Source organism: Aeromonas fluvialis (assembly GCF_000819885.1).
Taxonomy (GTDB): domain Bacteria; phylum Pseudomonadota; class Gammaproteobacteria; order Enterobacterales; family Aeromonadaceae; genus Aeromonas; species Aeromonas fluvialis.
In genome coordinates this window covers 112,630-119,865 of sequence record NZ_CDBO01000053.1, presented here as the reverse complement: position 1 = coordinate 119,865, position 7,236 = coordinate 112,630, and the positions used below count along the sequence as shown (strand labels likewise).

Sequence of the window (7,236 nt, the reverse complement as noted above, 5' to 3'; positions counted from 1 at the left end):
AACAGATTCTTTCTGGCAAGCAGATAATTGCAAAAAGATGGCTTTCGCTGTTCGTTCGCTCATAAAGCCACCAATCAGCATATTTAACCGGCAATAACAGTGGATCTGAGGCCATACGACAACAAGGTTTTACAAGCACAACCTCGGATTAACGGTTGCCAGCCACAATTGAATATTTGAAAAGTTAATTTATAATTGGCATCTCAAATGTTTAATAAAGGTTCATCCCCTATGTATCAGATCCTGGATAGCCGCAAAGAGGAGCAAGTCATGCCCCTCTTTCGCCTTGGATTCCGCCCTTTTTTCTTGCTAGGAGCCTTGTTCTCGACATTAGCAATGCTGGGCTGGCTGGGGCAACTCAACGGTTGGTTCAACCTACCCGGGATCAGCAACCCCATCTGGTGGCATGGTCATGAGATGCTGTTTGGTTTCGGTGCTGCCATCGTCGCAGGTTTTTTGCTCACCGCGGTGCAGAACTGGACTGCCCATCCCGGTGTTCGGAGCTGGCCATTGGCGTTGGTGGTGGGGTTGTGGATGTTGCCAAGGACGTTGTTACCTTGGCTGGGTGAGGGGAATACGCTCCTGATGGTGGCAGACCTGCTCTGGCTGCCGCTTTGCGCCTGGTTCCTTGCCAAACCGATCCTGATAACCCGGCAATGGCGTAACCTCTTCTTCGTCCCCCTGCTACTGATACTGACCCTGCTCAACGGCGCCAGCTGGTTATGGCATGCAGCGTGGAACATCGTTGAGCATCTGCTGATCACAACTGTGCTGTTGTTTACCACCCTGATCGCCGTGATGGGAGGAAGGGTGATTCCGTTCTTCACCGCCCGGGCAACCGGTCAGGAGAAAACCGCACCTCAGCTCTGGCTGGAACGGGCGGCGCTCGCGACACTGTGGCTTATCTTGCTGTGCTGGCTGCTGCTCCCCACCCTATGGATCACCAGCATATATATAGTGCCTCTATATATAGTGGCGGCGAGTTTACATTTATGGCGACAACTGCGTTGGCATCTGCCATCAACCCTTGCGCATCCACTGCTGTGGTCACTCCATCTCGCCTATCTGTTTATTCCTCTTGGCCTGCTCGCCCTTGCGGCACATAGCGCGGGTCTGCCCATCACGTTGTCGATGGCCAGCCACCTGCTAAGCGCAGGCTGCATGGGGACCATGATTCTGGGCATGATTGCACGAGTCTCTCTCGGCCATAGCGGTCGGGCCTTGCAGGTAGGACGCAGGATCACTGGCGCATTCGCCCTGGTTATCGCTGCCGCCACAATGCGGGTGGCGATTCCGCTGCTGTGGCCTGCCTATACCATGCATGGTTGGAGCCTCAGCGCGCTTGCCTGGATCGCTGCCTATGGCCTGTTTGTCTGGGTCTATGCCCCGATACTGACCAGCCCCAGAGCAGATGGTCGACCTGGCTGATCTCTGCAAACCCTGTTCAGGGAGTGGCTACCGGATAATGGATGAGGTTGTGAAACATCGCCGGAGCAATGCCCAGATTGCGGTAACCGTGGGGGCGGTCGGCAGCAAAACGCACCGCCTCCCCTTGCGCCAGTGAGCGCCACTCCCCTTCCACCAGCACCTCCATCACGCCACTGATGACGATGACGTGCTCGGTCACTCCCGGCTCATGGGGATCGGATTCACGCTGATAGCCAGGCAACAGGCTCAGCTCCAGCAATTCGAAACCAAACCGCTTTTCATAGGGGAACAGCGGCGCCACTTGCATGCCCTCCCCAGCTGGCTGCTGGCGAATAGCATCAGCGGCACGATAAAGCACCGCTTCCTTGATGGCAGGTGTGGGCTCGATAAAACTGGAAAACGAGACACGAAACCCGGTAGCAATCTTCCACAAGGTCGCCACCGTCGGGCTGGACTCCCCTCTTTCAATCTGTCCCAGCATCGCCTTGCTGACACCCGTTTCACGGGCAGCCGCATCCAAACTCCAGCGCCGCTCGCTACGCAGCCCCTTCAGTCGAGCGGCCAAATGCTGACTCATCTCTTGCATAACTGCCTCTTTATTACTCTTGCATGATGCGACCTGTGCGCTATAGCGCACAAAGATATAGTCAAAACCAGATTGTACGTAATAACGCACAGCACGTTACAACGCCAAGAGGAAAAACCCATGCCCTTCGCCCTCCCCCATCTGGTCGCAGGCTTTATCGCCCTGATGGGCGGCTACACCAGCTCCGTCATCCTGATCATTCAGGCAGCCACAGCAGCGGGGGCCGATGCTGCCCAAGTCGCATCCTGGCTCTGGACGCTGGGGATCGGCATGGGAATGAGCTGTATCGGTCTCTCTATTACCGCATGCCCATACTGACCGCCTGGTACACCCCGGGCGCGGCCCTGCTTGATCACCAGTCTCGGCTACTTTACTCTGGCTGAGGCCACCGGTGCCTTTATCATCTCTTCTCTGTTGATCACCCTAAGTAGTATCAGCGGCTAGTTCGACCGCTTGATGAGGCATATCCCGGCTCCGCTGGCGTGCTGATCAGATTCGGGCTGGATCTGTTCAAGGCTGCCCCGCAAGATCCCCTGCTGCTGACCTTCCTGCTGGGGCGTCATCTCTGGCCCCGCTATACCATGATGCCGGCACTGGGAGTGGGAATGCTGATCAGCAGTGTGCGGGGGGAGTTGCAACTGGCAGCCCTTCACTGGCAACTCGCCAGCTCGCACTTCAGCAGCAAAACCTGCAGCCCCTGCTAAGCAACCAGCAATACCAAAGCCCGCTGCCAACCTGCTGCAAAAAGCTAGTCCACGCCTTAAACGGCAGGCGACCGATGCCAACCAGGCGGCAAGGACTGGACGGCGAGGTCAAGCAACTGATGCAGTTGCAGCTGGCCAACACCGATCAGGCCGCCGCACTACAACAGGACGTCGAACCGCTGGTCGCCTATATTCCGAGCGGGGATGAGAAGAGCTGGAGCGCCATTGAAGCGTTCGATAGCGCCGGTAATCCTGTCTATATGGATGTGGACAAGGCACCGGCCCGGCCGGTTCTGGTGGTCGAAGCCGATCCCATCAAAGCCAAGAACGCAGGTTTGAAGGTGATGCGCAGCGGATCTGCAAAGCGCCCCGCGAGTGGCGGCCAGCACGGCGCCGCTCAAGACCAGCATCCTGAAAAAGATCAGATTGAAGGATGATAAGGAGCCTTGGCTGCTCGGCGCAGCCGAAGTGTATGCGGTGGTCGCAGGGGTCAATCCCAGTCGGGATGAGCCTGTGGTCGATATTGTCGACATGCCCTACCTCGACTATGACAACACCGATTACATCCCCAACCAGATCCTGGTTTACTGGGATCGCTATCGCTGGGGTGCCGTCGACGTGGTGATGATGGAGCAGGATGACAACGTCAACTACAAGGAGCTGAGCGCCATGCTGATTGAAGCTCTCAAACTTGGCTTTACTGCGGGTGGCGTGCCGGAAGCACTGCCCTTCCTCGATCTCGGCGGTCGCATCGTCAAGGCGCTGCCCGATTCCTGGATGACCAATAACGACGACTATCTGGATACCTTCTACACACTGGAGCAGGATCAGGTCTATCACCAGTATCCGGGGGCTGCCGGTAATGCGGTTATCGATCTTGAGCCAAAAGAGATCGCCCCGACCAGACCTTGATAATCGGCCATAACGAAAAAGCCAATGAGCAACTCATTGGCTTTTTACTTTTATCGCGGTGACCACTGGTCAGCCCTTGGGACGAACCCCCAGAGTATGGCAGATGGCATAAGTCAGCTCGGAGCGGTTCAGGGTATAGAAATGGAAATCCTTCACCCCTTCCTGACTCAGCACGCGCACCTGATCAATGGCGATACTCGCCCCTACCAGATTGCGGGTCATCTGATCGTTATCCAGTCCCTCGAAACGCTGATGCATCCAGCGCGGGATCTTCACGTTGGTAAAACCGGCAAACTTGGCCAGGGTCTGGTAGTTGGAGACAGGCAGGATCCCCGGCACGATTTCGGCATCGATGCCGATGGCGGCGCAGCGATCCCGAAAGCGCAAGTAAGTTTCCACATCGAAGAAAAACTGGGTGATGGCGCGGTTGGCACCGGCATCAATCTTGCGCTTGAGGTTGAGCAGGTCGGATTGCGCACTCTTGGCCTCCGGGTGCCCTTCCGGATAGGCGGCAACCGAGATATCGAAGTCAGCCTCCGACTTGAGCAGGGCAACCAGGTCGGTGGCATACATATCCGGCTTCTCCAACCCCTGCGGCAAATCACCGCGCAGAGCCACGATATGACGAATACCGCTGTTCCAGTAGTCGCGGGCGATGGTGCGCAGCTCGTCGCGACTGGCATCGATACAAGTCAGGTGCGGCGCCGCAATCAGGCCGGTGCGCTCCTTGATATCCTTGATCACCTTGTGGGTACGATCACGAGTGCCGGAGTTGGCGCCATAGGTGACGGAAACGAACTTGGGTTCCAGCACTTTCAGTCGTTCGATGGACTGCCAGAGAGTATTCTCCATCCCTTCACTGTTGGGCGGAAAAAACTCGAAACTGACCGATATATCGCCATTCAAATCAGCCAAGCTCTGGTTGAGCGCTTCAACCTGACGTGCACTGTGAAATCCCATCTGCTCTTCTCCCTGTCCTGCAATCCATCTGCCTACGTCGAAACGGATGTTTGGACGTCCAAACGTCTTTATATTTATGAGTAAAACGATACAAAGTCAACAGAGATTTACCTCACGTCCGATCTGACGAACGTCATATTTACAAAATTAACGGTACGTAACCGAAAAGTGCCCATCCCAAAATCGCCCCAGTCGAGTTATGATGGGTGCAGATCGTCCTGGACGTTCTGAATCTGCGTGTGATTGTTTGGCCGGAGGTGTCTCCGGCCCATTTTCATCTATTTCTCACTCCTGCCGATAACAGAATGAATCTTTGCAGGAGCACCATCATGGATAGCCACCCCGGCTTTGCCACCGACTTACTGTTCGATCGCTATCAGGGCGAGGTCGTGCGCCACGATCAGTTCTGGGCAGTTCGCACGCCGGATGCTCCCGACTACTACTTCGGTAACTACCTGCTACTCCCCACCCCGCCCAGCGACCGTGACAAAGGCTGGCTGGAAACCGCGTTTGATCAGCTGATCGGCAAGGATCCCAGAGTGCGCCATCGCACCTTCCAATGGCCACTGGCAGCAGGGCAAAACAGCCGGATCGCCGGTTTTGTCGCAACAGGGTACCAATATATGGAGTGCGTGGTATTGGCGCTGGATAAGCAGAGCTGCCCACCCCCTCACGGCGACATGGGCAAAGTTCAAGCCCGCACCTTCACAACTGCGGATTGGCCTGAGTGGCTCGCTTTCGAACTCCATGAACGGGATGAGGGGCACTCGGAACAGCGCTATCTCCTCTATCTGCGATCCCGTCAGGCGCTCTATCAGGCCATGATTGCCGATGGGCTCGGGGACTGGTGGGGGATCTGGCAAGAGGGGCAACTGGTCGCCAGTTGTGGTCTCTTTTTTTCCGGCGCACTTGGGCGCTTCCAGTTGGTGCGCACTCACCAGGCGTGGCGCAACAAGGGTTTATGCCGCCAGTTGCTGAGTCAAGTGGCTCGCGCAGGATTGTCCCGCGCCAAACAGCTGATCATCGTGGCCGACGAGCACTACCATGCCCAGCGCATTTACCGCTCTCTGGGGTTTGCAACGGTTGCCCGCATCGGCAGCCTCTGCCGCTGGCCCCACGACGCACAATAAAGCGACGCTTACTTACCGCGAGCCATAAAAAACGGGAGACCGATGCCCCCCGTTTTTATTGATGCCGATGACCTATTGCTGCGGCGCTTCCAGCTCGTTGGAGAGCGCCTGTTCCACCTCATCAGATGGCGCTGGTAATGGCGCAGTGGCTGCTGCCGGTTCTGCGGGCGCCACCACGGCCGGCGTTTCACTGGTCGCGGGTGCAGTGGACACCTCAGTCGCCGGAGCAGGAGCAGGTGTGACGGCATCACACAGACAATCCGCGCTCTTGGCCTTGTTGCCCTGATGAGGGGCATACCACCCCTTCAAGCCACCTTCCAGTCGATCCGCGGCAGCCTTGGGCTCCATCTTGCCAAGCAGCACCGCCTGACTCACCTCGGCCAGTTCATCCCCCAACTTGGGCGTACCACGGGAGAGGATCTGGGTCGCCACCCGAATGGTCGAGTCACACTGATCGCGCCACTCCATCATCTCTTTGGCCGCCGGATTGGTGACATCGAAGAAGTGGTTGGAGAGGGAGAAGAATCCCGGCAGCGAGTTGGTATAGAGCTCGGCAAATTGCGGCGTCGTCAGCCACTGCAGGAAGGCCATGGCCCCCTCTTTGTTCTTGCTGGCAGGGTTCATCCCCATACCGATATCGGTGTGATCGGTAAAGAAGCAGCCATCCCCCTGTTTGGCCACCGGCGGACGCATGACACCAAAATCGACCTTGCCGGTGAAGGGCGCAATCTCCCAGGAGCCCGCTACATAGAAGGCAGCCTTACCCGAGGTGAACAACTCGTTGCTGGTCGCATAATCGCGGCTCTCGCCACCCTCACCAAGGTAGGAACGCCAACGGGCCAGCTCGTCGAACACCTTCACATATTGTGGGTTGTCAAACCGCTCCTGCCCGCCGATAAGCGCCAGACGACCGTCCTCTCCCTTCCAGTAGTTGGGGCCAATATTCTGGAAGCCCAACTCGGAGGCAACCCAGCTCTCTGAACCGCTCATGGCCAGCGGCACATAGCGGCCATCGGCCTTGATCTTGTCCAGCACGGCGAAGAACTGATCACGGGTTTGCGGCAATGTGAGCCCCAACTCACTGAAGATTTTTTTGTTATAGAAGAAGCCATGGATCACCGAGGCCATCGGCACACAGAAGGTCTGGGCACCGGAGTCAGTCTGCCAGGGTGACTGGGCAAAACTCGGGAAGTTCTCCATCCCCGCCATTTCGGTCAGTTCGGCCAGATGGCCCGCCTTGAACAGGGCGAGCGAGTCATCAAATGGACGACAGGTGATGAGATCCCCCGCCTTGCCCCCTTTCAGACTCTCCCACAAAGTGGGCATGTAGTTGACGTTCTGCACCGGATGAAAACTCACCTTGATGCCGGGATGCGCCGCTTCAAACGCCGGGATGATCTTCTGCTCCCACAATGCCTTGTCATCGACTCGCCAGCTTTCAATCACCAGCTCGCTGGCCATCAGCTGGCCACACAACAGGAGACTCAGGGCTCCAATCCACTTTTTAGACATAAGC

At 57.0% G+C, this 7,236-nt stretch carries 5 protein-coding genes and 2 pseudogenes; 4 read left to right on the top strand and 3 right to left on the bottom strand.

The annotated features are described in order from the left end of the window. Positions 1 to 231: 231 nt before the first annotated feature. Entirely contained in the window at positions 232 to 1,428 is a 1,197-nt protein-coding gene (locus BN1125_RS11810; RefSeq protein ID WP_042012471.1) for an NnrS family protein, read from the top strand. A 16-nt stretch (positions 1,429 to 1,444) separates the two neighbouring features. On the opposite strand, the gene BN1125_RS11805 is transcribed toward BN1125_RS11810, so the two are convergent. Then, positions 1,445 to 2,014: a helix-turn-helix domain-containing protein gene (locus BN1125_RS11805; RefSeq protein WP_042012470.1), complete on the bottom strand. Its 570-nt coding sequence runs from the start codon at positions 2,012 to 2,014 to the stop codon at positions 1,445 to 1,447. A 120-nt stretch (positions 2,015 to 2,134) separates the two neighbouring features. Between BN1125_RS11805 and BN1125_RS11800 the strand changes: the two are divergent. Beyond that, a pseudogene (locus tag BN1125_RS11800) lies at positions 2,135 to 2,679 on the top strand (benzoate/H(+) symporter BenE family transporter); the annotation flags it as partial. Next, positions 2,580 to 3,630 (top strand): annotated as a pseudogene (locus BN1125_RS19915) (DUF3103 family protein). The pseudogenes BN1125_RS11800 and BN1125_RS19915, both read left to right, overlap by 100 nt. Before the next feature lie 69 nt (positions 3,631 to 3,699). Here BN1125_RS19915 and metF read toward each other — a convergent pair. Beyond that, complete coding sequence (gene metF / locus BN1125_RS11790) at positions 3,700 to 4,590, bottom strand: methylenetetrahydrofolate reductase (RefSeq protein WP_005340191.1); 891 nt, start codon at positions 4,588 to 4,590, stop codon at positions 3,700 to 3,702. Positions 4,591 to 4,919: 329 nt separating this feature from the next. Between metF and BN1125_RS11785 the strand changes: the two genes are divergently transcribed. After that, a complete protein-coding gene (locus BN1125_RS11785) occupies positions 4,920 to 5,720 on the top strand; it encodes a GNAT family N-acetyltransferase (protein ID WP_042012469.1) in 801 nt (266 codons plus the stop codon). Positions 5,721 to 5,792: 72 nt separating this feature from the next. On the opposite strand, the gene BN1125_RS11780 is transcribed toward BN1125_RS11785, so the two are convergent. Further along, positions 5,793 to 7,232 carry an ABC transporter substrate-binding protein gene (locus BN1125_RS11780; protein ID WP_042012468.1) on the bottom strand — a complete coding sequence of 480 codons (1,440 nt, stop codon included), beginning with the start codon at positions 7,230 to 7,232 and terminating at the stop codon, positions 5,793 to 5,795. Positions 7,233 to 7,236 lie beyond the last annotated feature (4 nt).

What these genes read in the sequence shown, in the direction of transcription:
- BN1125_RS11810 (WP_042012471.1), top strand. Translation starts at nt 232, where the DNA reads ATGTATCAGATCCTGGATAGCCGCAAAGAGGAGCAAGTCATGCCCCTC.
- BN1125_RS11805 (WP_042012470.1), bottom strand. Translation starts at nt 2,014, where the DNA reads ATGCAAGAGATGAGTCAGCATTTGGCCGCTCGACTGAAGGGGCTGCGT.
- metF (WP_005340191.1), bottom strand. Translation starts at nt 4,590, where the DNA reads ATGGGATTTCACAGTGCACGTCAGGTTGAAGCGCTCAACCAGAGCTTG.
- BN1125_RS11785 (WP_042012469.1), top strand. Translation starts at nt 4,920, where the DNA reads ATGGATAGCCACCCCGGCTTTGCCACCGACTTACTGTTCGATCGCTAT.
- BN1125_RS11780 (WP_042012468.1), bottom strand. Translation starts at nt 7,232, where the DNA reads ATGTCTAAAAAGTGGATTGGAGCCCTGAGTCTCCTGTTGTGTGGCCAG.